This window comes from Streptomyces sp. NPDC051738 (assembly GCF_044453205.1).
In the GTDB taxonomy this organism is placed as follows: Bacteria; Actinomycetota; Actinomycetes; order Streptomycetales; family Streptomycetaceae; genus Streptomyces.
Genome location: NZ_JBITCM010000015.1, coordinates 93,874 through 115,762, shown reverse-complemented (window position 1 = coordinate 115,762; position 21,889 = coordinate 93,874). Strand labels below are relative to the sequence as shown.

Genomic DNA, 21,889 nt, shown 5'->3' with positions numbered 1-21,889 from the left:
CATCCGAGCATGACGGTCCTGCCTGACGACGGGCTTGAGCTGGCCGCCGAGTTCCCTGACGTGTCCCACGAGCAGTGGCAGCGCCTTGTTGCGGGCGTGCTGCGCAAGTCGGGCAAGGACGTCGAGGGAGCTCAGGCCGAGGAAGCCCTGTCCACCGCGCTGGAGGACGGGTTGCGCACCCGTCCTCTGTACAGCGCGCACGATGCCGCGCCCGATCCCGGCCTGCCCGGATTCGCCCCCTTCGTACGCGGCAGCCGCGCCGAGGGGAACACGGTCGGCGGGTGGGACGTACGCCAGCGGCACACGACGGCCGACGGCGCCACGGTCCTCGCGGACCTGGAGAACGGCGTGACGTCCCTGTGGCTGGCCGTCGGCGAGGGCGGCATCCCGGTGTCGTCGCTCGGCGGGACCCTGGACGGCGTCTACCTCGACCTGGCCCCCGTCGTCCTCGACGCAGGGCGTGAAGTCGATCCCGCCGCCCGTGAGTTGCTGCGGCTGTACGAGGAGCGCGGCGTCGCCAAGGACGCGGCGCGCGGCAACCTGGGCGCCGATCCGCTCGGCCACGAGGCCCGTACGGGGCAGTCGTACGACTTCTCAGCGGTGGCCGCTCTCGCGCGGCTGTGCGCCGAGGAGTACCCGGGGCTGCGGGCCCTGACGGTGGACGCGCTGCCGTACCACGAGGCCGGTGGGTCGGCCGCGCAGGAGCTGGGCTCCTCGCTCGCGACCGGTGTGGCGTATCTGCGGGAGCTGACCGAGGCCGGGCTGAGCGTCGAACAGGCCTGTGCGCAGCTGGAGTTCCGGTACGCGGCGACCGCCGATCAGTTTCTGACGATCGCCAAGCTGCGGGCCGCGCGCAGGCTGTGGGCGCGGGTGGCCGAGGTCTGCGGGGCCCCGGGCGCCGGGGCGCAGCTCCAGCACGCCGTGACCTCGCCGGTGATGATGACGCGCCGCGACCCGTGGGTGAACATGCTGCGCACGACCATCGCCACGCTGGCCGCCGGGGCGGGCGGCGCCGACTCGGTCACAGTTCTGCCCTTCGACCACGCCCTCGGTCTGCCGGACGCGTTCGCGCGGCGCATCGCCCGCAACACCTCGACGATCCTCATCGAGGAGTCGCACCTGGCCCGGGTCATCGACCCCGCGGGCGGCTCCTGGTACGTGGAGCGGCTCACCGACGAACTCGCGCACGCCGGCTGGGAGTTCTTCCAGCGGATCGAGCGCGGTGGCGGCCTGGCCACCTCCCTTCGCTCGGGGCAGCTGGGGCAGGACCTCGCCGACACGTGGCAGGCCCGCAGCGGCAGGCTCGCCAAGCGGCGCGAACCCATCACCGGCGTCAGCGAGTTCCCGCACCTGGCCGAGAAGCCCGTGGTGCGGGGGCCCGCGCCCGAGCGCCCGTCCGGCGGGCTGCCTCGCGTCCATCGCGACGAGGCGTACGAGGAGCTGCGCGCCCGCTCCGACGCCCATCTCGCCGCGACCGGCTCCCGCCCGCGGATCTTCCTGGCCGCCCTGGGACCGGCGGCCGCCCACACCGCCCGCCTCACCTTCGCTTCGAACCTCTTCCAGGCGGGCGGCATCGAGCCCGTCACCGAGGGCACCTTCGAGGACAGCGGTGCCACGGAGGTCTGCCTGTGCTCCAGTGACGCCCTGTACGAGGAGCGGGCGGAGACCGTGGCCGCCGAGCTGAAGGCCGCCGGTGCCTCGCACGTGTTCCTGGCGGGCCGTCCCGGGCAGTACCCCGGTGTCGACGCGTACGTCTTCGCGGGCTGCGACGCCGTCGCCGTCCTGTCCGCCACCCTTGACCGCATGGGAGTGTCCTGATGTCCGCCCTCTCTGGCCCCTCCGTCCCCGACTTCTCCGGGATCGAGCTGGGGACTCCGGCCGTCGACGGCGGAGCCGACGAGTGGCGTACGGCCGTCAAGAAGGCGGCCGGCGGGGACGACCTGCTGTGGGAGACCCCGGAGGGCATCCCGGTCAAGCCGCTCTACACCGGGCAGGACCTGGAGGGCCTGGACTTCCTGGGCACCTACCCGGGCGCCGCCCCGTATCTGCGCGGCCCGTACCCCACCATGTACGTCAACCAGCCGTGGACGATCCGCCAGTACGCGGGCTTCTCCACCGCCGAGGAGTCCAACGCCTTCTACCGGCGCAACCTCGCCGCCGGCCAGAAGGGCCTGTCGGTCGCCTTCGACCTGCCCACGCACCGGGGTTACGACAGCGACCACCCGCGCGTGACCGGTGACGTCGGCATGGCGGGCGTGGCCATCGACTCGATCTACGACATGCGCCAGCTCTTCGACGGCATCCCGCTGGACAAGATGACCGTGTCGATGACGATGAACGGCGCCGTGCTGCCGGTGCTCGCGCTCTACATCGTGGCGGCGGAGGAACAGGGCGTGCCGCCCGAGAAGTTGGCCGGGACCATCCAGAACGACATCCTCAAGGAGTTCATGGTCCGCAACACCTACATCTATCCGCCGAAGCCGTCGATGCGGATCATCTCCGACATCTTCGCGTTCACCTCGCAGCGGATGCCCCGCTACAACTCCATCTCCATCTCCGGCTACCACATCCAGGAGGCGGGCGCGACGGCCGACCTGGAACTGGCGTACACGCTCGCGGACGGCGTGGAGTACATCCGGGCGGGCCGGGAGGCGGGCCTGGACGTGGACGCGTTCGCGCCCCGGCTGTCGTTCTTCTGGGCGATCGGCATGAACTTCTTCATGGAGGTCGCCAAGCTGCGCGCGGCGCGCCTGCTGTGGGCCAAGCTGGTCAAGCAGTTCGACCCGAAGAACGCCAAGTCCCTCTCCCTGCGCACCCATTCGCAGACCTCGGGCTGGTCCCTGACCGCGCAGGACGTGTTCAACAACGTCACGCGCACCTGCGTCGAGGCGATGGCGGCGACGCAGGGCCACACCCAGTCGCTGCACACCAACGCCCTCGACGAGGCGCTCGCGCTGCCCACCGACTTCTCCGCACGCATCGCCCGCAACACCCAGCTGCTGATCCAGCAGGAGTCCGGCACCACCCGGGTCATCGACCCGTGGGGCGGCAGCGCGTATGTGGAGAAGCTGACATACGACCTCGCGCGCCGGGCTTGGCAGCACATCGAGGAGGTCGAGGCGGCGGGCGGCATGGCCAAGGCCATCGACGCGGGCATCCCCAAGCTGCGCATCGAGGAGGCCGCGGCCCGCACCCAGGCCCGCATCGACTCCGGCCGTCAGCCGGTCATCGGCGTCAACAAGTACCGCGTCGAGACCGACGAGGCGATCGACGTCCTCAAGGTCGACAACTCCTCCGTACGCACCCAGCAGATCGAGAAGCTACGGCGGCTGCGCGCGGAGCGGGACGAGCAGGCGTGCCAGGACTCGCTGGACGCGCTGACCCGGGCGGCCGGCGGCGAGGGCAACCTGCTGGAGCTGGCGGTGAACGCGGCCCGCGCCAAGGCCACCGTCGGCGAGATCTCCGACGCCTTGGAGAAGGTGTACGGCCGGCACGCGAGCCAGATCCGTACGATCTCCGGCGTGTACCGCAACGAAGCAGGCGAGTCCCCGTCCGTGGAACGCACCCGCGCTCTGGTGTCCGACTTCGAGGAGGCCGAGGGCCGCCGCCCGCGCATCCTGGTCGCGAAGATGGGCCAGGACGGCCACGACCGCGGCCAGAAGGTGATCGCCACCGCCTTCGCCGACCTCGGCTTCGACGTCGACGTCGGCCCGCTGTTCCAGACCCCGGCCGAGGTGGCCCGCCAGGCCGTCGAGGCGGACGTGCACATCGTCGGGGTGTCGTCGCTGGCGGCCGGCCACCTCACCCTCGTACCGGCGTTGAAGGAGCAGCTCGCCGAGGAGGGGCGCGAGGACATCATGATCGTGGTCGGCGGGGTGATCCCGCCGCAGGACGTGCCGACGCTCCTGGAGATGGGTGCGGCGGCCGTCTTCCCGCCCGGGACGGTGATCCCGGACGCGGCGTACGACCTGGTGCGGCGGCTGTCGACCGGACTCGGGCACGACCTGTGATCGATGTCGACGCCTATGTGAAAGGCGTGCTCGACGGGAAGCGGGCGATCATCGCACGCGCCATCACCCTCGTCGAGTCCACTCGTCCGCAACACCGGGCGCTGGCACAGGAGTTGCTCACCGAGCTGCTTCCGCACAGCGGCCGGGCGCGGCGGATCGGTGTCAGCGGGGTGCCGGGCGTGGGCAAGTCGACGTTCATCGACGCGTTCGGCTCGATGCTCACCGCGCTCGGGCACCGGGTGGCCGTGCTCGCCGTCGACCCCTCCTCCAGCCGTACCGGCGGCTCGATCCTCGGCGACAAGACGCGTATGGAGCGTCTGGCCGTGGATCCGGCGGCCTTCGTGCGGCCGTCCCCCACGGCGGGCACGCTGGGCGGGGTCGCCAAGGCCACGCGCGAGTCGATCGTGGTGATGGAGGCGGCCGGCTACGACGTGATCCTGGTGGAGACGGTCGGCGTCGGCCAGTCCGAGACCGCGGTCGCGAACATGGTCGACTCCTTCCTGCTGCTCACTCTCGCCCGTACCGGCGACCAGTTGCAGGGCATCAAGAAGGGCGTCCTGGAACTGGCCGACGTGCTGGCCGTCAACAAGGCGGACGGCCCGCACGAGCGCGACGCCAGCGCCGCGGCACGGGAGTTGGCGAGCGCACTGCGGCTGATGCACGGCAAGGATCCCGTCTGGACGCCGCCGGTGCTCAGTTGCAGCGCCCGCGAATCGACCGGTCTGGACACCGTCTGGGAACGCCTCGAACAGCACCGCACCCTGCTGGACTCGACCGGGCGCCTCGCCGCCAAGCGCCGCGACCAGCAGGTCGACTGGACGTGGAGCATGGTCCGCGACGAACTCCTCGGCCGGCTGCACGCCGACCCGGCGGTGCGGGCCCTCGCACCGGCTCTCGAACAGCGCGTCAGGGACGGCGAGTTGACGCCCACGCTGGCTGCCGAGCGCATCCTGCGGGCACTCGGGAGCACCGAGCCCTCCTGAGCACCCGAGGTGGGCCCCACCTGGGAGGTTGAGGCGCCTGTGGTAGCTTGCCGAGGCCAGTCGTACCCGTGTGCGTACCCGTACGTACACGAGTCAGGGAATCCGGTGGGAATCCGGAGCTGACGCGCAGCGGTGAGGGCGACGGGCGGGGCAACGGCCACTGGACGGTGAACACGGTCCGGGAAGGCGCCTCGTCCGGGCGACCCCGAGTCCGAAGACCTGCTGGCACCCTCCGGCAGTGTCAACGGCCGGAGGGAGCACCGTACGACCGGGCTTCGCGCATGAGCCCTCGACGCCGAAGGAAGTCCCGTGCCGTTCGCACGCCCTGTCCGTCCTGCCGCCGTTCTCCTGACCGGTGCCCTCCTGCTGACCGGTTGCGGCGGCTCCTCCGACTCACCGACCGGGAGCGCGACCAGGAGCAAGCCCGCCGGATATCCGGTCACCCTCGACAACTGCGGGCAGAAGGTCCGCGTCGAGGCGCCTCCGCAGCAGGCCGTCTCCCTCAACCAGGGCACCACCGAGATCATGCTCTCCCTCGGTCTCTCCGACCGCATGGTGGGCACCGCCACCTGGACGGACCCGGTGGCGAAGGGGCTGGAGAAGGACAACGCGAAGGTGCGGCGGCTGGCGGACAACGCCCCGTCCTTCGAGAAGGTCCTGGACACCGAACCCGACTTCGTCGCCGCGTCCTTCGCCTCCACGCTCGGCAAGGGCGGGGTGGCCACCCGCGAGCAGTTCGAGAAGCTCGGCGTGCCCACCTACCTCTCCCCCTCCGACTGCGTGGGCAAGGACAACAGCGGCGACGGCGACGGCTCGCGCACGGAACCGCTCACCATGGACGCGGTCTACGGCGAAGTCACCGACCTGGCAAGGATCTTCGGCGTCGAGGAGCGGGGCGAGAAGCTCGTCGCCGACCTCCGGGCCCGGGTGAAGAAGGCCACCTCCGGACTCGACGCCAAGGACGTGACCCTCCTGTACTGGTTCGCCAACTCCCAGTCCCCGTACCTCGCGGGCTGCTGCGGCGCACCCGGCGTCATCACCCGCGAACTCGGTGCCGAGAACGCCTTCGACGACACCCACGAGGAATGGCCCCAGGTCAACTGGGAGACGGTCGCCGACCGCGACCCCGACGTCCTCGTCATCGGCGACCTGTCCCGCAAGCAGCAGACAGCCGAAACGGCCGCGCGGAAGATCGAGTTCCTGGAATCCGACCCGGTGACGAAGAACATGTCCGCGGTGCGTGAGAAGCGGTATGTGCTGCTGTCCGGGCAGGCCATGAACCCGACCATCCGGACCGTCGAGGGCGTGGAGAAGGTGGCGGCGGCCCTGCGCAAATACGGCCTCGCCGGGTGAGCACCGCCCTGTCGGAGGTCGCCCCGGCGGCACTGCGCGGCCTGCGCCGCACGCTGCTGTGGGCGGCCGGTCTCGTCCTGCTGGTCCTCTCCGTCGCCGTGGCGATCACCATCGGTCCTGCGGACATCGCCGTCGGGGACGTCTGGGCGACGGTGGCCGCGCATCTCGGCTGGGGCCAGGGCGAGTTGACGCCCATCCGGGACGGCATCGTCTGGAACCTGCGCCTCCCGCGCACGCTGCTCGCCGCGGTGTGCGGTGCCGGGCTGGCCGTGTGCGGGGCGGTGATGCAGTCCCTGCTGCGCAACCCGCTCGCCGACCCCTTCGTCCTGGGCGTCTCCTCGGGCGCCTCGACCGGCGCGGTCGTGGTCGTCGTCCTCGGCGCGGGCGGCGGTCTGCTGTCGGTCTCCGGTGGCGCGTTCCTGGGCGCGGTCGTCTCCTTCGGGCTGGTACTGCTGCTCAGCCACACCCTCGGCGGCACCACGGACCGGGTGGTGCTCGCCGGGGTCGCCGCGATGCAGTTGTTCTCCGCGCTCACCTCCTTCGTGGTGATGACGGCGGCCGACGCGGAGACCACACGCGGTGTGCTGTTCTGGCTGCTCGGCTCGCTCAGCGGGGCCGGCTGGACCGATGTGGGCGTGGGGCTTGCGGCCCTGGTGGTGACCCTGCTCGTGTGCGCCGGTTACGCCCGCGCGCTCGACGCGTTCGCGTTCGGCCAGGACGCCGCCGCCTCGCTCGGCGTACACGTGGCCCGCTCCCGCATGGTGCTGCTCTGTACGACCGCCCTACTCACGGCCGCTCTGGTCAGCTCCGCCGGGGCGATCGGCTTCGTCGGCCTGGTCCTCCCGCACGCCGTCCGCCCATTGACCGGCCCCGGACACACCCGCCTGCTGCCCGCCACCGCCCTCACCGGGGCGGTGCTCCTCGTCTGGGTCGACACCCTCGCCCGCACCGCCCTCGACCCGCAGGAGGTGCCGGTGGGCGTGATGACCGCGCTGATCGGCGTCCCGGCGTTCGTCCTCGTCCTCTACCGGGAGCGGGGCAGCCGATGAGCAAGCACCCGATGAGCGACCCCACCCCGGCCACGGGACTGCGCGCCGACCGCGTCAGCCGCAAGGCCGACGGCACCCTGATCCTGGACGGCGTCAGCCTCACCCCGCGTCCCGGCACAGTCACCGGTCTGCTCGGCCCGAACGGCTCGGGCAAGTCCACGCTGCTGCGTCTGCTCGCCGGCGTCATCGCCCCGGACTCCGGTGCCGTCACCCTGGACGACCACCCGCTGGACCGGCTGGGCCGCCGCACCGTCGCCCGACGCGTCGCGGTCGTCGAGCAACAGGCCGACACCCAGGTCGCGTTGACCGTCCTGGACGTCGTACGCCTCGGCCGCGTCCCGCACCGCCGGGCCTGGAGCCCCGCGACCTCGGCGGACGAGGCCGCCGTCCGCTCGGCCCTCGCCCGCACCCACCTCACCGACAAGGCCGACCGGCCCTGGCACACCCTCTCCGGCGGCGAACGCCAGCGCGTCCAGATCGCCCGCGCCCTCGCCCAGGAACCCCGCGAGCTGCTGCTCGACGAACCCACCAACCACCTCGACATCCAGCACCAGCTCGCCCTGCTGGACCTGATCACCGAACTCGAACTGACCAGCGTCGTCGCCCTGCACGACCTGAACCTGGCGGCCATGTACTGCGACCGGCTCGTGGTCCTGAAGCAGGGGCGCGTGGTGGCGAACGGCACGCCGACGGATGTCCTCACGGAGTCCCTCATCGCCGACGTCTACGGCGTACGCGCCACCGTCAGCGTGCCCAACGGCCCTGACGACAGCCCTCACATACGTTTCCTGGGCACCCTCACGACCTCACTCCACCGGGCGGCGGCCCCAGGCGGAGATCATCGGTGAGGTCGCCAGATCGAGGCCGCCCGCGGTGACGTTGGCCAGGTGGCGGTCGATCTCCTCGTCCGTGGCCAACCCCGCGGCGACGAGCCTGCCGCGGACCTGGCGGACGGTAGCCGCCTCCAACTCGGCGCACGCGGGTGAGGTGATCGGGAAGTAGGCGTCGGCCTCGACGTCCACCAGTCCGGCCTCGCGCAGCAGCCTGGGCAGCCTTCGCCCGTACGCCAGGTCCGCGCCGCGCTCCCGAAGCAGCTCGCGGAAGCCGCGGCGCAGCCTGTTGGCCAACTCCTGCTCGGGGCCGTATTCGTCGGGACAGATCAGCGGTTGCAGCGCCGGGTCGGCGTCCTCCAGCAGCAGCCATCCGACGGGGCGCAGCGCCTCGATCATCGACCGCAGGGCCTGGTCGCGGTCGGCGACGTGGACGAGCACGAGCCGGGCGTGGATGAGGTCGAACGATCCCCCGGCCGGGAGCGCTTCGGCCGCCACGTCGTGGCACAGCACCTCGAAGCCCGCCGCCTCCCGCATCCAGGAGGTGTCGATGTCGGTGGCCACGACGTGTCCGCTCGGGCCGACGCGCTCGGCCAGCCAGGCCGGCACGGTGACCCCACCGGCACCGACCTCCCAGCAACGCCACCCCGCGCCGACCCGACCGACTCGAAGTGCCGGAACGTGGACGGGTCGAAGAGTGCCGACAGCGCGGTGAAGCGGTCGCCCGCCTAGGCCTGGCGGTTGTCCAGGAGATAGCCCTCGCCGGAAGCGTCCCGCGTGTCTCGCGCCATGGGCCGATCATCGCACGGGGTTGTGGCCCGGTTGTGTGAGGGGCTGAGCCATTTCGTTGACATGCCCAAGACACGTGATTAGCATCCGGGCAACTCGGGAAAGCGCTTTCCCTCTTCCACCTCCGTAACCACCGTCGCCCCCACATACGACGGCCAACCCCCCACAGGAGGACCCCCGATGAGTTCACGACGAGCCACGATGCCCACCGGACGCACGCCCATACCCTGGCGCAACAAGGCGGCGGTGGCCGCCCTCGCGGCCACCCTGCTGGCAGGCCCGGGCATCGCGCAGGCGACCCCGCAGACCGCGTCGGTGTCCCAGGAACAGGTGTCGGCGGCTGCCACCATCACCTGGACCCTCGAACGGGCGAGCAACCCCACCCAGGACCAGCTGACGGCCTACGACCTCATCACGAGGGCCATGAACGCCGCGGTGGCCCGCTACAACAACCTCAGCGACCTGGGCAAGGCCCTCACCGTCCGCTACGACCCGGGCGTGCCCACCGCCGACGGCAACATCAACGGCACCATCCGCTTCGGCAACCGCAGTTACATGACCGAGCGGACGGCGCTGCACGAGATCGCCCACACCATCGGCGTGGGGACGAGCTCGGGCTGGTCCCGGCTCGGCGGCAGCGGTACCTGGACGGGCGCACAGGCCACGGCGCTGGTCCGGCAGTTCGACGGTTCGAGCGCCAAGATCTCCACCGGCGGCGGCCACTTCTGGCCGTACGGCCTGAACTACGACAACGAGTGGTCGACCACGGCGGCCGACCGCCACGTCCAGATCGTGGCCGCGATGGTGCGCGACGGCCTGTGAGCCGAGCCCCCTGCACGCCTTACCGGGACATGCGCGTGCCCGCGCCGCTGACCCGGACCTTCGGGTCGTCCGCGTGCAGGGTCACGGTCAGCACGCCCGGCCTGCCCATGTCCTCGCCCTGATGCAGGGTGAGCACCGACTCCGGTGGTACCAGGGCGAGTTCACGGGCGTAGGCGCCGAAGGCGGCGGCTGCCGCACCGGTGGCCGGGTCCTCCACCACACCGCCGATCGGGAAGGGGTCGCGGACATGGAAGACGGTGTCCGCGGCCCGCCACACCAACTGCACGGTCGTCAGGTCCAGCTTCCGCATCAGGGCGGCGAGCCTCTCGAAGTCGTACGAGAGGTCCGCGAGCCGTTCCCGGCTGCCGGCGCCCAGCACCAGATGCCGGGCGCCGGCGAAGGCGATACGGGGCGGCAGCAGCGGGTCGAGGTCGGCCGACGGCCAGTCCAGCGCCGCCAGCGCCTCGGCCAGTTCCTCCGGGGCGATCTCCTCGATGCGGGGCTCCACGCTCGTCAGCGTGGCCCGGAGCGTGCCGTCCGCATCGGCGGTGACGGTCACCGGCACCGTGCCCGCCCGGGTGGCGAAGACCAGGTCTCCCGGGCCGATCCGCTCGGCCAGGGCCACGGCGGCGGCGACGGTGGCATGGCCGCAGAAGGGCACCTCGGCGAGAGGACTGAAGTACCGAACGGTGAAGGCCCGACCGGGCGTTCCGGCCAGTCCCCCGGGTTGCCCGGTCAGTCCCGCGGGTTCCCCGCCCGGCCCCTCGGGCGTCCCGGTCAGGAACGCCGACTCGCTGTATCCCAGCCGGGCGGCGATCGCCAGCATCGCCGCGTCGTCGAGCCCGGAGGCGTCCAGGACCACGCCCGCCGGGTTGCCACCGTCCGGGTGGGACGAGAAGGCGGTGTAGTGCAGTACATCGGTGACCTGCTCATGGGTCGTCATGCCGTACGACAACCGGCGCGCTTGAGCGCGGATTCCCGGCGGTGCGTCAGAACCTGGCCGAAGCCGCTCTGGCCCATGAGTTGTGGAACGTTCAATAATCCGTGGCGGCGTTTCCGCTCAGCAGTTCGCCAACCGTTTCGGCAACCGTTTCGAGGCACCCCCACTCCGGCGCAGCGAGCGCCGGAGCCGAGAATCCGGAGTTCTTCATGCGTCTTCGTCCCGCTCTCCGTCGTACCCGCGCCACCCGCGTCTCCGCCCTGGCCGCAGGGCTCGCCGCGGCCGGCGCGCTGACCCTGACGGCCCCCGCGTCGGCCGCGGCCCAGGCCGATGTCACCGCCACCCTCCGCGTCACGATCACCGACGGCGACTCGGTCATGACCCAGACCGCGGGCGTCTACACCTGCCACAGCGGCTTCACCGTCGGCCAGGTGAAGGACATCTCCGTCACCGTGCCCGCCGGCCAGTGGGTCCAGGTGTTCAGCAGCCACGGCTGCTACGACTCCCTCAACATCAGCGGCGCCACCATCGAGACCGACGGACAGGTCATCAGCTTCACGTTGTGACCACTCAGGCGGGGGCCTGAGCACCGCCGGGCGCACAGGTGCCCCGCACTCAAGGCGGCTAGCGCCCCACCGCGTTAGCCCCCGCCTGCGCGAACTTCTCGTCCAGCGCCCCGGACGGAGCTCCCGCGACGCCGATGCCGGCGATCGGGGCGTTGCCCGCGATGACGGGGACGGCGCCCGCGAGGAACAGGGTGCCGGGGATGTCCTTCAGGTTCGGGGCCTGCTCCAGGCGCTCGGCCAGCTGGGAGGTGGGGGCGTTCCAGGAGACCGCGGTGAACGCCTTGCGCTCGGCGGACTCGTAGGACTGCGGGCCGGCGCCGTCGCCGCGCAGGGTGACGATCGTGTTGCCGTTGCGGTCGACGACGGCGACCGTGACGCGCTGGTTCTCCTTCTCGGCGGCGTCCAGCGCGGCCTGCGCGGCCTTGGTGGCGGCGTCGATCGTCAGGTGGGTGGAGGTCGTGGTGGCCCGGGCCGAGGCGGCCGCGACGGTGGTGGGCTGCGCGGCGGGCGCCGAGGCGTTCGCGGACACCGCACCGAAGCCCGCCAGGGCGACGACGGCGAGTACGGCACCGCCGGTGGCGACGCGAGCGCGGCGGGAGAACTTCTCGTGCACGGGGTTCATGGGTCGGTCCACTCCTTCGGTGGGCGGGCGGCCCGGTTGCCGCCCCGCTTCGTCCGCTCTCCACCCTCGGCCCGGAACAGGGCCCGCACGGTCGACGTTCCGGCTCTCCCGCCGTCGCCCGTCGGACGACACCGGGGTCATCCGATCGGTTGACCTGCCCGACCCCCGCCCCGGGTCACAATGGAGGTGTTTGCCCAGTTCAGCGCCCGCGAGCGGGAAGGGAGGCGGGCCCCGGATGGGGAACCGGCCGTACGAACCGAGCACCGTGGACACCCGGTGGCTCGGCGTCGTGATGCACGCGGCGTTCTTCCTGCTGCTCGGCGGAGCGCTCGCCCGGTTCGTGCTGCGTCATCCCGGTGAACCGCGCACTCCCTGGATCATCGCGCTGTGCGTGGTGCTCGGCGCGCTGCATCTGCTGGGCCCGCGGACCGGCGACACGCGCCCTCGGCCCTCCCGGCGGCACTGGGCCTGGCTGGCGTCGGTCGTCGTGGTGTGGATGGTCCTGGTCGTGCTCGCGCCCAGCTTCGCCTGGTGCGCGGTGCCCCTCTTCTACACCGCCCTGCGCACCCTGCCGGCCCGTGCCGCCCTCGTCCTCGTGGCGGTCCTGACCGCGTTCGTCGTCGCCGCGCAGCTCCAGCTCGCGGGCCGCTTCGACCCGAACCTGGTCCTGGCGCCGCCCGCTGTCGCCGCCCTCGCCACCGCCGTGTTCCTGCAGATGGAACGGCACACCGAGCGCCAGCGCGTCCTGATCGACGACCTGATCCGCACCCGGCACGAACTCGCCGCCTCGGAACGCCGCGAGGGCACCCTCGCCGAACGCCAGCGGCTCTCCATGGAGATCCACGACACGCTCGCCCAGGGCCTGTCCAGCCAGCAGATGCTGCTGCAGGCGGCCGACCGGGTGTGGGACACGGAACCGGACAAGGCCCGCGGCCATGTGCGCACCGCCGCGTCCGTCGCCGCACACAACCTCGCCGAGGCCCGGCGCTTCGTGCACGATCTGACTCCCGCGGACCTCGCCGGGGGCGGCCTCGACCAGGCGCTGCGCGCGCTCGCCGCACGGGAGTCGGGCGCGGACCTCACCGTGGACGTCCACATCGACGACAACGGCCGCCTCCCCCACCTGCCCGACCGAGTCCAGTCCGCGCTGCTGCGCATCGCCCAGGGCGCACTGGCCAACGTCCGCGAGCACGCGGCCGCCACGCACGCGGCCCTCACGCTCACCCTCCTCGACGACGAAGTCGTCCTGGAGGTCTCCGACGACGGCCACGGCTTCGACCCCGCCGCACCGCCCGCCTCCCCCGGCGCGGACCGCGGGCACGGGCTGCCCGCCATGCGGGCCCGGCTGCGGGCGCTCGGCGGAACCCTGACCGTCGACTCCACGCCCGGCGAGGGCACCGTCCTGTCCGCCGCCGTCCCCCTGGAGGCACCCCGATGACCCCCGACCGTGCCCCCGTGCGCATCCTGGTCTGCGACGACCACGCCGTCGTACGGGCCGGGCTGCTCGCCCTGCTCGACAGCGCCCCGGACATCGAGGTCGTCGGTGAGGCCGGCACCGGCGAGGAGGCGCTCGCGCTGGCCGCGAAACTCGCCCCGGACGTGGTGCTGATGGACCTGCAACTGGGCGAGGGCATCGACGGCGTGGAGACGACCCGCCGCCTCACCTGCGCCTCCAGCACCTCCACCCACGTCCTGGTCCTCACCACGTACGACACCGACGCCGACATCACCCGCGCCATCGAGGCCGGCGCCACCGGCTATCTGCTCAAGGCCGAGCGCCCCGACGAGTTGTTCGCCGCCATCCACGCCGCCGCCGAAGGACGTCCCGCCCTGTCCGCGCCGGTCGCCGGCCGCGTCATGGCCAACCTGCGCCGCCCGCGCCCCACCCTCACCGACCGCGAACGCGACATCCTCACCCAGCTCGCACGCGGCATCGGCAACCGCGACATCGCCCGCGCCCTGTACATCAGCGAGGCCACCGTGAAGACGCACCTGCGCCGCATCTACGACAAGCTCGGCGTCGACACCCGCGCGGGCGCGGTGGCGGTCGCGAAGGAGCAACGTTTGCTGCCATGACCTCGGAGCCGGTGACAGGCTCTCAGGACTCGACGGTGCTGAGGAAGATCCGGTACTCGATCTTGAAGAGGTCGGCGGCCTCCGCGCGACGTGGATGGCGCCACCAATGGCGTCCGCGCTGTGCTGCTGCAAGCGAACCGATCGCTCGTGTGCGAGTCGTGCAGGTTGAAACTCGTAGGAATCAAGGGCTTGTAGCGCGATTTAACGAGGGTTAGTTTAACCGTCACTCGAAGCCGGGTCCCGGCTGTAGAGAGCCGCTCCCTGCGCGTTCGCGCACTTCAGCTAGGGGTACAGCCATGCCTGTCGACAAGCTTCAGATGTCCCGCAGAGGTTTCCTCGGCCTGGGCGCCGCGGCCGGAGTCATCACCCTCACCGCCTGCGGAACCTCCAGCGGCGGTTCGAGTGCCGGCCCGCTCGTGATGACGGTCTGGGGTGGCGACCCCGACCGCAAGACGTACCAGGCACGCATCGATCTGCTGGTGAAGAAGCACCCCGACCTGAAGGTCAAGCTCCAGCTGATCCCGGGCGACTCGTACCCGCAGAAGGTCCAGACGATGATCGCCGGCGGCAACGGACCGGACATCATGCAGGTCGCGGAGAGCGTCAACACGTACTCCAGCAAGAGCCAGCTGCTGCCGCTCGACGACCTCGCCAAGAAGGCGGGCCTCGACACCGAGCAGCGCTTCGGCCCGGTCGGCTCCCTCTACACATACGAGGACAAGCTCTACGCGATCCCGGACCGCTCCGGCGCGGTCACCGTGTTCTACAACAAGGATCTGTTCGACAAGAAGGGCATCAAGGCCCCCACCGCGGAGTGGACCTGGGACGACGCCCTCGACGCGTTCAAGGAGCTGACGGTCCCCGGCAAGCAGTGGGGATACAGCGGTGCCGAGTGGTTTCCGCAGTGGTGGAGCCTCGCCTACCAGAACGGCGGCACCATCATCGACGACAGCGGCCGGCCCGCGGTCGACAGCGACGCGGTGGTCGAGGCGCTCCAGTGGGCGGGCGACCTGGTCTTCAAGCACAAGGTGGTGCCGAGCAAGGCGGACTACGCCGACATGGGTCCCGACATCGGCGGCGACCAGGCCTTCCCCAACCAGAAGGTGGCCACCCACGCCAACGGCTTCTGGGTCATGTCTGGTCTGACGAAAGTGTCGTTCGGCTGGGACATCGCGCCGATGTGGCGCGGCAAGAAGCAGGCCGTGTCGGCGTTCGGCAGCGGACTGGCGATCTCCCGCACCTCCAAGCAGCGCGACAACGCCTTCAAGGCGATCGACTTCCTCACCTCCAACGAGGCGCAGACGCAGATCATCGCCTCCGGCCAGGACGTGCCGGCCAACCTGGAGGTGCAGAAGAGCCAGGCGTTCCTCAAGCCCTCGTGGATGAAGACGGACGTCGACATGGGCGTGTTCGCCGAGTCGAGCGAGTTCGTCTTCCGGGCGCCGTTCATCCCCGAGTGGAACGAGATGATCGACACGATCTCCAACGGCCTGGCCGACTTCTGGCTCGGCAAGGAGCGCAGCGCCAAGAAGGCGCTGACCGCCGTGCAGAAGGACCTTGAGGCCCTCATCAAGTCCGGGGCATGACAGGCGATGGCAACCTCGACCGCCCCGAAGGCCGCCCCGGCGGCCGCGGAGAAGCCCGCCTCACCCAAGCCCAGGAAGCAGAAGCTCTCCAAGCGGCGGCGCCGTGAGGCCCTCTCCTTCTACCTGTTCATCTCGCCGTGGGTGATCGGCTTCCTGGTCTTCCTGCTCGGGCCGATGATCGCGTCGATCTACTATTCCCTGACCGACTGGGACTCCTTCAACGCGCCGCAGTGGGTCGGCTTCGACAACTACGTCAAGCTCCTCACGGACGACCCGGTATTCTGGAAGGCCCTGTGGAACACCCTCTACTACGCGGCGATCTCGGTCCCGCTCGGCCTGATCCTCGGCCTGTGGCTGGCGAACCTGCTCAACAAGCAGGTCAGGGCCCGCAAGCTGTTCCGTACCCTGATCTACCTGCCGACGCTGATCCCGCTGGTCGCCACGGCGATGATCTTCCGGATGGTGCTCGCGCCGAACGGCCCGATCAACGACTTCCTCGGTCTGTTCGGCGTCTCCGGCCCCAACTGGCTGTTCGACGGCCCCTGGGTCAAGCCCGCCCTGATCCTGATGTCGACGTGGGGCGCGGGCGCCGCGACCGTGCTGCTGCTCGCCGCCATGAAGGGCATCCCGCGTGAGCTGTACGAGGCGGCCGAGGTCGACGGCGCGAGTGCGATGCGGCAGTTCTGGAGCATCACGCTGCCGCATCTGACGCCCATCATCTTCTTCAACCTGATCATGGGCCTGATCGGCGCGTTCCAGATCTTCTCGCAGGTCTACATCCTCGTCTCGAAAGGCAAGAACCCCGCGGGCTACGACGCGGCCCAGACGATGGTGCCGTTCCTGTTCGACCAGGCGTTCAGCTACTACCACATGGGCTACGCCTCGGCGATCTCCTGGCTGCTGTTCCTGGTGATCCTGGTCTTCACCGTGATCGCCTTCCGCACCACCCGGCGCTGGGTGTTCTACGAGACCGAGGTGAAGTGATGGCGACCCTGGCGACCCCCGTCAGCAAGAAACGCCAAGAGGCCCCCGCCGCACGGGCGTTCCGCGCGACCCCGTTCACCTACGGCACCCTGCTGATCGTCGCGGCGGTCCTGACCGCCCCGCTGGTCTTCGTCGGTTCGATCGCCCTGTCCAGCGACGCCACCGTGAACTCCGGCTCGTTCACGGTCATCCCGCGCGAGTTCCACTGGGACAACTTCTCCCGGGTGTTCGGCACCGAGCTGCCGGTGGGCACCTTCCTGCTCAACTCGGTGCTCATCTCGCTGTTCTCGGTGGCGGGGCAGGTCCTCTCCAGCGGCCTGGTCGGCTACGCCTTCGCCCGGCTGCGGGCGCCGGGCAAGAACACGATGTTCCTCGTCGTCATCGCGACGATGATGATCCCGACGCAGATCACGATGATCCCCCAGTTCATCCTCTTCCGGGACCTGGGCTGGGTGAACACCTTCCTGCCGCTGATCGTGCCGAACTTCTTCTCCAACGCCTTCAACGTCTTCCTGGTACGGCAGTTCGTCTCCCGGCTGCCCAGCCAGCTCGACGAGGCCGCCATGATGGACGGCCTGGGCTTCTTCGGCATCTATCGGCGGATCATGTTCCCGATGCTCAGGCCGGTCCTGATCGCCATCGGCATCTTCACTCTCACCCACACCTGGGGCGACTTCATGGGCCCCCTGATCTATCTGAACGACGAGTCCAAGATGCCCCTCGCCCTGGGCGTGCAGTACATCACCGCCACCTCGCAGGCGGGCCAGGCCCCGCCCTGGAACCTGGTGATGGTCGGCTCGATCCTGCTCGCCGTGCCCATGATCCTCGTCTACTACCTGGGCCAGAAGTACCTGTACGAAATGGACATCAGCGGCGGAAGCGCGGGAGTGAAGTGAACCGTACGGAGACCATCGAAGCCGTCCGCCTCGACAGCCGGGGCGTGTGGATCGACGGCCGGCCACGCACGCTGCTGTGCGCCTCGCTGTTCTACTTCCGTCTGCCCCGGGAGCAGTGGCGCGAGAGGCTCGATCAGGTGCGGGCTTCCGGATACACCTGCGTCGACGTCTATCTCCCGTGGAATTTCCACGAGTTGGCGCCCGGCCGCTGGTCCTTCGAGGGCCGCCGGGATGTCGCCGCCTTCCTGGACCTCGCGCAGGAGGCGGGCCTGTACGTCATCGCACGGCCGGGCCCGTACATCTGCTCCGAGTGGGACGGCGGCGCACTGCCCGCCTGGCTGGGCCTGGATCCGGAGTTGAGGGTCCGTCAGAACGAGCCTCGCTATCTGGAGCAGGTCACCGCGTGGTTCGACCAGGTGCTGCCGCTGCTCGCCGAGCGCCAGTACCCGGCGAACGGCCCGGTCATCATGGTGCAGTTGGAGAACGAGCTGGACTTCTTCGACTGCGCCGACCGCACCGGATACGTAACCTCCTTGCGGGACACGGCACTTCGGCACGGCATCACCGTGCCGCTGATCGCCTGCTCCGGACAGGGTGACCTCGCGGGCGCCACCGGCGATGCCGACGGTGTCGTACCGGCCTGCAACTTCTACCCGGACGACGACTCCCCGGACATCGAGGCCGAGGTGCGCCGCTATGCCGGGCTGGTCGCCGAGCGCGGGGTGCCGCTGCTGGTCACCGAGACCAACCGGCGCCATCGGACGCTACGGCGGCTGCTGGCGAGCGGCGCCAAGTTGATCGCGCCGTATCTCCAGTCGTCCGGCTGGAACTTCGGGTACACCCCGTCGACCGGCAACTGGGGCCGCCCCGGCAACTTCATGAGCCACGGCTACGACTTCGGCGGCTATGTCACGTCGACGGGCGTGCAGCGACCGGAGTTCGCCGAGGCGCAGGTGTTCGCGCGGGTCGTCGAGGTGTGGGGCGACCGACTGGCACTCGCCGTGCCGGGCGCTCCGGACACCGAGGTGGCCTGCGACTTCCCGACGAGCTCGGCGCTCGGGGCGCTGGACCTTCCCGAGGGCGGCCGGCTGGTGGCCGTACCGCATCTCGGAACGGAGCCCGGTACGGCGGTCGTTCGGGGGGTGCCGGTCGCTGTCGTGCCGGGTTCGTGCCCCCTGATGGCGGTGGACGTACCGCTGCGGCCCTGGGGCATGGACGCGACGCTGACGCTCGCCTCGGCGGATCTCGTGGCGGCGGCGGACGGGGTGCTGGTGTTCTCCTCCGACGTGCCGGTCACCGTCGTACTGGACGGGCAACGGAGCGAGATCCCGGTGTCCGAGCGGCGGACCGTGGCGGGAGTGACGCTCGTCGTGCTGCCGTCGGCGGACGCGGCACGCCTGCGCACGGTCGACCCCGACGGCACGGTACGCCTGGGTGAGGCGCCGCACCGGCCCGACAAGCGGGCACCGACCGCCGTGGACCAGGTGCGGCGGCGGACCGACACCCCGCCCGAGCAGCCTGCCGGCCGTCACGACCTGCCGCCGACGCTGGAGTCGCTCGGGGTGTACCGGGGACGTGGCGCCTACCGGACCACCACGGACCTGACGGGCGTCGACGAGCTACTCCTCACCGGCGCGGCGGACATCGTCGACCTGTCCGTCGCGGGTCGGACGCACCCGCCGATCGCCGGGTTCGGGGCGACGCGGCGCCTCGACGTGCGGGAGGTGACGGGCAGCGTCGCGGTCGAGGCCGTGGTGGAGATCTGGGGCCACACCAACTTCGACGATGCCCGCCTGCCCGCGCTCCGCCTCGGCGCGCTGCGCGGCCTGGGCACCCTGTGGAAGGTGCGCGAGACGACGGACGTCTCGGCCCTGTGGACCGTACACGGACATTGGGCAGGCGCCCTGGCGCCCACCCGGGTACTCGGCGGCTGGAGCAGCACGCGCGTCGGGGTGCCGGTCACCTATGGCCGTACGGTCCACTCCCCCACCCCGTCGGCGCTGCATCTGCGGGGTGTCGTCGAACCGCTGCGGGTGAGCGTGGACGACGGCGCGCCGGAGACCGTCCACACCGAGAACCCGTGGGTGCTGCTGCCCTCCGGCACCCACCAGGTCTCGGTCACGCTGCCGCACCATCCGAGCGGCCTCGGCCTGCGCGCCGAACTGCTCGCGCTCGATGCCGTACGGGACTGGTCGTGCGCGGTGCAGGACGACGAGTCGCTGACCGCGTTCGCCGACCGGTCCGGCCGCACGGAGGAGGTACGGCTCCCGCTGGCGCTGAAGCCGGGCGAGGAGGCGTGGCTCGACGTCGACCTGCCGGCGTCCCCGTCCCCGGACGGGTACCTCGTCCGGTTGGACGCCACGCAGGTCCGGGTGACCGGATGGGCCGGCGGAGAGTGCGTGGGACGTGTCTGGGCCGGTGACCGGCCCGACTTCTCGGGCGGCGATCCCGACGCGCTCTGGGTACCGCCGGGATGGCCGGGTCTGACCCTGTTCGTTCAGGGTCTGGAGGGGCGGGACACTCCGGAGATCCGTACGCTGCGGCTGGGGGGACCGACCGGCTGAGGTGCCGCGTGGCTCGTAGCCGCCGTACGGGACGGACTCCTCCGCCACGTGCTGCCGTCGCGTCAGTGGGACCATGGCCCCGTGGACGGAAGTCCGGTCTTCGGCGGAGCCGAGCCGGTGGATGCGCTCGCGGTGGCACCGACGGCTCGGACGGCGGTGGCGTGGTTGCCTCCGCGCGAGCTCTGGCCGGCCATTCAGGACATCCGCTGGGAGCACGATCCGCAGGTGCGACGGTGGCCGCCGCATGTGAATCTGCTGTTCGGCTTCGTGCCGGAGGACGAGTTCACGCGGGCCGTACCGCTGCTCTGCGCCGGGGCCGCGCAGAACACGGCGTTCACGGCCCGCCTGACCGGCGTGCGGTACTTCCGGCACCGGCACTACGCGACGGTGTGGCTCGATCCGGCCGCGGCGGATCCGGCGCCGTGGGCACGTCTCCGCCGGGAACTGCATCTGCGGTTCCCGCTCTGTCGTGGGCGCGGCGGCCGGTTCACCCCGCATCTCTCCCTCGGCCGCACCCAGGACCCGGGGCGCCTGGCCGCCGAGTGCGCCGCCCGGCTCGGCACGCTGTCGGCGGCGGTCGAGGAGGTCGTCCTGCTCTCCCGACGCGGCGAGGAGCCCATGCGGCCCCGGGCCGTGATCGGCCTGGGCACGGGAGAGGTCCGCCGGCCGCACTGACCCACGCCGCCGAACGGACCTGCCACCGCGTGGCCTCAGCCGGCCCACGAACGACCGAGGCCACGACAAGCGGAAGGAATCGGGCCCGCCGGGCCGGGGTGACTGCTGGTCAGCAGGTGCGGTTGAGGTAGTGGGCCCCCTGGATCTTGCTGGCGGAGCCCAGCCAGGTCTTGCCGGGCGCGACGCACCGCTCGTAGTCGGGGGCCAGCGCGACCTCGACCTTGATGACCACCCTTGAGCCGTCGGAGGTGCAGTGGTTGTAGAAGGCGTCGGCGCTGGTCTCGAAGAAGCCGCAGGGGTCGGCCGCCGCGGGGGTCGCGTGGGCGGTCAGGGCACCGAGGGACGTGAGCACGAGGGCGGCGGAAGCGAGAGCGCCGGTCACCGTACGACGAACACGCAAGGGGAACTCCTTGGGCAGTGGCGGACACCATGCCTGGACAGGCCTTTGTCCGCCGATCAGTTGGATACCGGAACCAGGATCGCCGCGCCGCCCGACGCGATTGATCGACTGTCGTCCCGTTCACCTGGCGAATCGTTTGGCCTCTCCCTCGATGAGGTGATCGTGCCCGGTTCTCCACCCGCCCTTGAGCTGCCTGGTTTCCATCTGGTTCCCCAGTCACCGAAAAGTGCGTTCTTCCAGGCCAGCGCACACTCTCCTATGGTTTCCAAGGAACGGGAAGTGACCAGGAGCGTCCTGGTTCGAGGAAGGAGAGGTGCGGCATGGCCATCACCTTGGTGAACCCCGCCGGACTGCCGGAGATCGACGCCTATCGGCAGGTGTCGGTCGCGTCCGGCTCGAAGCTGGTCTTCATGGCCGGGCAGGTCGCCTGGGACACCGACGGCGTCACGGTCGGCGAAGGCGACCTCGCCGCCCAGGTCGAGCAGTGCTACGTCAATGTCGCCACCGCCCTGGCCGGAGCCGGCGCGTCCTTCGACGACGTGGCGAAGCTGACCGTCTACGTCGTCGACTGGACCCCCGACAAGATGCCCAGCCTCATGGACGGCATCGCCCGCGCGGGCAAGCGACTGGGCGTCACGCCGGTGCCGCCCGCGACACTCATCGGTGTCGCGGCACTGGACGTACCGGAGCATCTGGTCGAGATCGAGGCCACCGCGGTGCTGGACTGACGCGGAAAGGACTCGG

At 70.8% G+C, this 21,889-nt stretch carries 19 protein-coding genes, 1 pseudogene and 1 riboswitch; of the genes and pseudogenes, 16 read left to right on the top strand and 4 right to left on the bottom strand.

Annotated features, from left to right (window positions below; translation table 11 throughout):
• Nucleotides 1–9 precede the first annotated feature (9 nt).
• From ACIA8X_RS31340 to ACIA8X_RS31315, 6 genes are all read left to right on the top strand, one after another.
• Nucleotides 10–1,818 (top strand): methylmalonyl-CoA mutase family protein, encoded by a 1,809-nt coding sequence (locus ACIA8X_RS31340; protein WP_399459700.1) that lies wholly within the window; start codon nucleotides 10–12, stop codon nucleotides 1,816–1,818.
• The gene (gene scpA, locus ACIA8X_RS31335; RefSeq protein ID WP_399459699.1) at nucleotides 1,818–4,010 is read left to right on the top strand and encodes a methylmalonyl-CoA mutase; all 2,193 of its coding nucleotides are present in this window, start codon (nucleotides 1,818–1,820) and stop codon (nucleotides 4,008–4,010) included. Before ACIA8X_RS31340 ends, scpA begins: the two co-directional genes overlap by 1 nt.
• Nucleotides 4,007–4,993 (top strand): methylmalonyl Co-A mutase-associated GTPase MeaB, encoded by a 987-nt coding sequence (meaB, locus tag ACIA8X_RS31330; protein WP_399459698.1) that lies wholly within the window; start codon nucleotides 4,007–4,009, stop codon nucleotides 4,991–4,993. The genes scpA and meaB overlap by 4 nt, the downstream gene beginning before the upstream one ends.
• A 55-nt stretch (nucleotides 4,994–5,048) precedes the next feature.
• A riboswitch (cobalamin riboswitch) is annotated at nucleotides 5,049–5,235 on the top strand.
• Between the two features lie 67 nt (nucleotides 5,236–5,302).
• Nucleotides 5,303–6,346, top strand: a complete 1,044-nt coding sequence (locus ACIA8X_RS31325; protein WP_399459697.1) for an ABC transporter substrate-binding protein — start codon at nucleotides 5,303–5,305, stop codon at nucleotides 6,344–6,346.
• Nucleotides 6,343–7,395 carry a FecCD family ABC transporter permease gene (locus ACIA8X_RS31320; protein ID WP_399459696.1) on the top strand — a complete coding sequence of 351 codons (1,053 nt, stop codon included), beginning with the start codon at nucleotides 6,343–6,345 and terminating at the stop codon, nucleotides 7,393–7,395. Before ACIA8X_RS31325 ends, ACIA8X_RS31320 begins: the two co-directional genes overlap by 4 nt.
• Nucleotides 7,392–8,243, top strand: coding sequence for an ABC transporter ATP-binding protein (locus ACIA8X_RS31315; protein ID WP_393444177.1), 852 nt, complete (start codon nucleotides 7,392–7,394; stop codon nucleotides 8,241–8,243). The genes ACIA8X_RS31320 and ACIA8X_RS31315 overlap by 4 nt, the downstream gene beginning before the upstream one ends.
• Here ACIA8X_RS31315 and ACIA8X_RS31310 read toward each other — a convergent pair.
• Nucleotides 8,202–8,932, bottom strand: a pseudogene (locus tag ACIA8X_RS31310) (methyltransferase domain-containing protein). The gene ACIA8X_RS31315 and the pseudogene ACIA8X_RS31310 sit on opposite strands and share 42 nt — an antisense overlap.
• Before the next feature lie 283 nt (nucleotides 8,933–9,215).
• On the opposite strand from ACIA8X_RS31310, the gene ACIA8X_RS31305 reads away from it, so the two are divergent.
• A complete protein-coding gene (locus ACIA8X_RS31305) occupies nucleotides 9,216–9,836 on the top strand; it encodes a hypothetical protein (protein ID WP_399459728.1) in 621 nt (206 codons plus the stop codon).
• A gap of 19 nt (nucleotides 9,837–9,855) precedes the next feature.
• On the opposite strand, the gene ACIA8X_RS31300 is transcribed toward ACIA8X_RS31305, so the two are convergent.
• Nucleotides 9,856–10,779, bottom strand: coding sequence for a PhzF family phenazine biosynthesis protein (locus ACIA8X_RS31300; RefSeq protein WP_393444179.1), 924 nt, complete (start codon nucleotides 10,777–10,779; stop codon nucleotides 9,856–9,858).
• A gap of 206 nt (nucleotides 10,780–10,985) precedes the next feature.
• Between ACIA8X_RS31300 and ACIA8X_RS31295 the strand changes: the two genes are divergently transcribed.
• Nucleotides 10,986–11,342 (top strand): hypothetical protein, encoded by a 357-nt coding sequence (locus ACIA8X_RS31295; protein WP_393444181.1) that lies wholly within the window; start codon nucleotides 10,986–10,988, stop codon nucleotides 11,340–11,342.
• Nucleotides 11,343–11,400: 58 nt separating this feature from the next.
• Here the strand turns inward: ACIA8X_RS31295 and ACIA8X_RS31290 are convergent, their stop codons facing one another.
• Nucleotides 11,401–11,964 (bottom strand): heme-binding protein, encoded by a 564-nt coding sequence (locus tag ACIA8X_RS31290; RefSeq protein WP_393444183.1) that lies wholly within the window; start codon nucleotides 11,962–11,964, stop codon nucleotides 11,401–11,403.
• Nucleotides 11,965–12,199: 235 nt separating this feature from the next.
• Between ACIA8X_RS31290 and ACIA8X_RS31285 the strand changes: the two genes are divergently transcribed.
• The 7 genes from ACIA8X_RS31285 to ACIA8X_RS31255 all read left to right on the top strand — a co-directional run bounded on the left by ACIA8X_RS31285 (nucleotide 12,200) and on the right by ACIA8X_RS31255 (nucleotide 20,745).
• Nucleotides 12,200–13,402 (top strand): sensor histidine kinase, encoded by a 1,203-nt coding sequence (locus ACIA8X_RS31285; RefSeq protein ID WP_399459695.1) that lies wholly within the window; start codon nucleotides 12,200–12,202, stop codon nucleotides 13,400–13,402.
• Nucleotides 13,399–14,040, top strand: coding sequence for a response regulator (locus ACIA8X_RS31280; protein WP_393444187.1), 642 nt, complete (start codon nucleotides 13,399–13,401; stop codon nucleotides 14,038–14,040). Before ACIA8X_RS31285 ends, ACIA8X_RS31280 begins: the two co-directional genes overlap by 4 nt.
• Before the next feature lie 296 nt (nucleotides 14,041–14,336).
• Complete coding sequence (locus ACIA8X_RS31275; protein WP_393444189.1) at nucleotides 14,337–15,626, top strand: extracellular solute-binding protein; 1,290 nt, start codon at nucleotides 14,337–14,339, stop codon at nucleotides 15,624–15,626.
• Nucleotides 15,627–15,632: 6 nt separating this feature from the next.
• A complete protein-coding gene (locus ACIA8X_RS31270; RefSeq protein WP_393444191.1) occupies nucleotides 15,633–16,610 on the top strand; it encodes a carbohydrate ABC transporter permease in 978 nt (325 codons plus the stop codon).
• On the top strand, nucleotides 16,610–17,506 hold the full coding sequence (locus ACIA8X_RS31265) for a carbohydrate ABC transporter permease (RefSeq protein ID WP_393444193.1): 897 nt from the start codon (nucleotides 16,610–16,612) through the stop codon (nucleotides 17,504–17,506). The genes ACIA8X_RS31270 and ACIA8X_RS31265 overlap by 1 nt, the downstream gene beginning before the upstream one ends.
• The gene (locus ACIA8X_RS31260) at nucleotides 17,503–20,070 is read left to right on the top strand and encodes a beta-galactosidase (protein ID WP_399459694.1); all 2,568 of its coding nucleotides are present in this window, start codon (nucleotides 17,503–17,505) and stop codon (nucleotides 20,068–20,070) included. The genes ACIA8X_RS31265 and ACIA8X_RS31260 overlap by 4 nt, the downstream gene beginning before the upstream one ends.
• A gap of 81 nt (nucleotides 20,071–20,151) precedes the next feature.
• Nucleotides 20,152–20,745: a 2'-5' RNA ligase family protein gene (locus ACIA8X_RS31255; RefSeq protein WP_399459693.1), complete on the top strand. Its 594-nt coding sequence runs from the start codon at nucleotides 20,152–20,154 to the stop codon at nucleotides 20,743–20,745.
• A gap of 109 nt (nucleotides 20,746–20,854) precedes the next feature.
• On the opposite strand, the gene ACIA8X_RS31250 is transcribed toward ACIA8X_RS31255, so the two are convergent.
• Nucleotides 20,855–21,145: a DUF6355 family natural product biosynthesis protein gene (locus ACIA8X_RS31250; RefSeq protein WP_399459692.1), complete on the bottom strand. Its 291-nt coding sequence runs from the start codon at nucleotides 21,143–21,145 to the stop codon at nucleotides 20,855–20,857.
• Between the two features lie 320 nt (nucleotides 21,146–21,465).
• Between ACIA8X_RS31250 and ACIA8X_RS31245 the strand changes: the two genes are divergently transcribed.
• Complete coding sequence (locus tag ACIA8X_RS31245) at nucleotides 21,466–21,873, top strand: RidA family protein (protein ID WP_393444202.1); 408 nt, start codon at nucleotides 21,466–21,468, stop codon at nucleotides 21,871–21,873.
• The last annotated feature ends 16 nt before the right edge of the window (nucleotides 21,874–21,889 follow it).

Excerpts from the sequence above, each read along its gene's own strand:
- ACIA8X_RS31340 (WP_399459700.1), top strand. The coding sequence starts at position 10 with ATGACGGTCCTGCCTGACGACGGGCTTGAGCTGGCCGCCGAGTTCCCT.
- scpA (WP_399459699.1), top strand. The coding sequence starts at position 1,818 with ATGTCCGCCCTCTCTGGCCCCTCCGTCCCCGACTTCTCCGGGATCGAG.
- ACIA8X_RS31315 (WP_393444177.1), top strand. The coding sequence starts at position 7,392 with ATGAGCAAGCACCCGATGAGCGACCCCACCCCGGCCACGGGACTGCGC.
- ACIA8X_RS31305 (WP_399459728.1), top strand. The coding sequence starts at position 9,216 with ATGCCCACCGGACGCACGCCCATACCCTGGCGCAACAAGGCGGCGGTG.
- ACIA8X_RS31300 (WP_393444179.1), bottom strand. The coding sequence starts at position 10,779 with ATGACGACCCATGAGCAGGTCACCGATGTACTGCACTACACCGCCTTC.
- ACIA8X_RS31295 (WP_393444181.1), top strand. The coding sequence starts at position 10,986 with ATGCGTCTTCGTCCCGCTCTCCGTCGTACCCGCGCCACCCGCGTCTCC.
- ACIA8X_RS31290 (WP_393444183.1), bottom strand. The coding sequence starts at position 11,964 with ATGAACCCCGTGCACGAGAAGTTCTCCCGCCGCGCTCGCGTCGCCACC.
- ACIA8X_RS31285 (WP_399459695.1), top strand. The coding sequence starts at position 12,200 with ATGGGGAACCGGCCGTACGAACCGAGCACCGTGGACACCCGGTGGCTC.
- ACIA8X_RS31280 (WP_393444187.1), top strand. The coding sequence starts at position 13,399 with ATGACCCCCGACCGTGCCCCCGTGCGCATCCTGGTCTGCGACGACCAC.
- ACIA8X_RS31275 (WP_393444189.1), top strand. The coding sequence starts at position 14,337 with ATGCCTGTCGACAAGCTTCAGATGTCCCGCAGAGGTTTCCTCGGCCTG.
- ACIA8X_RS31270 (WP_393444191.1), top strand. The coding sequence starts at position 15,633 with ATGGCAACCTCGACCGCCCCGAAGGCCGCCCCGGCGGCCGCGGAGAAG.
- ACIA8X_RS31265 (WP_393444193.1), top strand. The coding sequence starts at position 16,610 with ATGGCGACCCTGGCGACCCCCGTCAGCAAGAAACGCCAAGAGGCCCCC.
- ACIA8X_RS31245 (WP_393444202.1), top strand. The coding sequence starts at position 21,466 with ATGGCCATCACCTTGGTGAACCCCGCCGGACTGCCGGAGATCGACGCC.